This window comes from Azospirillum aestuarii, from assembly GCF_016632405.1.
Lineage (GTDB): Bacteria > Pseudomonadota > Alphaproteobacteria > Azospirillales > Azospirillaceae > Azospirillum > Azospirillum aestuarii.
In genome coordinates this window covers 1-2,411 of sequence record NZ_JAEPIV010000080.1, presented here as the reverse complement: position 1 = coordinate 2,411, position 2,411 = coordinate 1, and the positions used below count along the sequence as shown (strand labels likewise).

The 2,411-nt window shown below is 58.1% G+C and carries 1 rRNA gene; it reads left to right on the top strand.

What is annotated here, in order from left to right:
- A 23S ribosomal RNA gene (locus JJL56_RS32645) occupies window positions 1–2,411 on the top strand; the annotation flags it as partial.

Sequence of the window (2,411 nt, the reverse complement as noted above, 5' to 3'; positions counted from 1 at the left end):
CCGCTAGTAGTGGCGAGCGAACGCGGACCAGGCCAGTCATTCAGTCTACATAACCGGAACCGTCTGGAAAGGCGGGCCAGAGCGGGTGATAGCCCCGTACGGGTAAACCGGACTGAATGCTCGAGTAGGGCGGGGCACGTGAAACCCTGTCCGAACATGGGGGGACCACCCTCCAAGCCTAAGTACTCCTCAGTGACCGATAGTGCACCAGTACCGTGAGGGAAAGGTGAAAAGCACCCCGACGAGGGGAGTGAAACAGTTCCTGAAACCGGATGCCTACAAGCAGTCGGAGCCGCCTTGCGCGGTGACGGCGTACCTTTTGTATAATGGGTCAGCGACTTACAGTAAGCAGCGAGCTTAAGGCGATAGCCGGAGGCGCAGCGAAAGCGAGTCTGAACAGGGCGCTTGAGTTGCTTGCTGTAGACCCGAAACCCGGTGATCTAGCCATGGGCAGGTTGAAGGTGCGGTAACACGCACTGGAGGACCGAACTCACGCCTGTTGAAAAAGTCGGAGATGACCTGTGGCTAGGGGTGAAAGGCCAATCAAACCGGGAAATAGCTGGTTCTCCGCGAAAGCTATTTAGGTAGCGCGTCGGGCGATTGCCCACGGGGGTAGAGCACTGGATGGGCTAGGGGGCCTCGCGGCTTACCAAACCTAACCAAACTCCGAATACCGTGGAGCACAGCCCGGCAGACAGACGGTGGGTGCTAAGGTCCATCGTCGAGAGGGAAACAGCCCAGACCGCCAGCTAAGGTCCCCAAATCACGGCTAAGTGGGAAAGGATGTGGGAAGGCCATGACAACCAGGAGGTTGGCTTAGAAGCAGCCATCCTTTAAAGAAAGCGTAATAGCTCACTGGTCTAGTTAAGCCGGCCTGCGCCGAAAATGTATCGGGGCTCAAGCCGTGTACCGAAGCTGCGGATGTGTCTTTGACACGTGGTAGCGGAGCGTTCCGTAAGCCTGCGAAGGGTGTCCGTGAGGCCGCCTGGAGGTATCGGAAGTGAGAATGCTGACATGAGTAGCGACAAACAGTGTGAGAAACACTGTCGCCGAAAGTCCAAGGGTTCCTGCGCAAGGTTAATCCACGCAGGGTGAGCCGGCCCCTAAGGCGAGGCCGAAAGGCGTAGTCGATGGGAACCACGTTAATATTCGTGGGCCAGCGGGTGTGTGACGAATGGGAAAGCGTGTCGGGCCTTATCGGATTGGCCCGGCTGGGGACCCGTTCCAGGAAACAGCCCCCGCATCAGACCGTACCCCAAACCGACACAGGTGGACTGGTAGAGTATACCCAGGCGCTTGAGAGAATGGTGTTGAAGGAACTCGGCAAATTGCCCTCGTAACTTCGGAAGAAGAGGGCCCCGTCGCGGCGCAAGCCGTGGCGGGGGGCACAGACCAGGGGGTGGCGACTGTTTACTAAAAACACAGGGCTCTGCGAAGCCGTACAAGGCGACGTATAGGGTCTGACGCCTGCCCGGTGCCGGAAGGTTAAGAGGAGGGGTTCACGCTCCGAATTGAAGCCCCGGTAAACGGCGGCCGTAACTATAACGGTCCTAAGGTAGCGAAATTCCTTGTCGGGTAAGTTCCGACCTGCACGAATGGCGTAACGACTTCCCCGCTGTCTCCAACACCAACTCAGCGAAATTGAACTCTCCGTGAAGATGCGGAGTACCCGCGGTCAGACGGAAAGACCCCGTGCACCTTTACTACAGCTTTGCAGTGGTGCTAGGGATCTCATGTGTAGGATAGGTGGGAGGCTAGGAAGCATGGGCGCCAGCTCGTGTGGAGCCACCCTTGAAATACCACCCTTGAGGTCTCTGGCATCTAACCGCGCTCCGTCGATCCGGAGCCGGGACCCTGCATGGCGGGTAGTTTGACTGGGGCGGTCGCCTCCCAAAGTGTAACGGAGGCGCGCGATGGTGGGCTCAGAGCGGTCGGAAATCGCTCGACGAGTGCAATGGCATAAGCCCGCCTGACTGCAAGACAGACAAGTCGAGCAGAGACGAAAGTCGGCCATAGTGATCCGGTGGTCCCACGTGGACGGGCCATCGCTCAACGGATAAAAGGTACGCCGGGGATAACAGGCTGATGACTCCCAAGAGTCCATATCGACGGAGTCGTTTGGCACCTCGATGTCGGCTCATCACATCCTGGGGCTGGAGCAGGTCCCAAGGGTTCGGCTGTTCGCCGATTAAAGTGGTACGTGAGCTGGGTTTAGAACGTCGTGAGACAGTTCGGTCCCTATCTGCCGTGGGTGTCGGAGTTTTGCGAGGATCTGTCCCTAGTACGAGAGGACCGGGATGGACATACCTCTGGTGCACCGGTTGTCACGCCAGTGGCATGGCCGGGTAGCTAAGTATGGACGGGATAACCGCTGAAAGCATCTAAGCGGGAAACCCACCTCAAAACCAGAA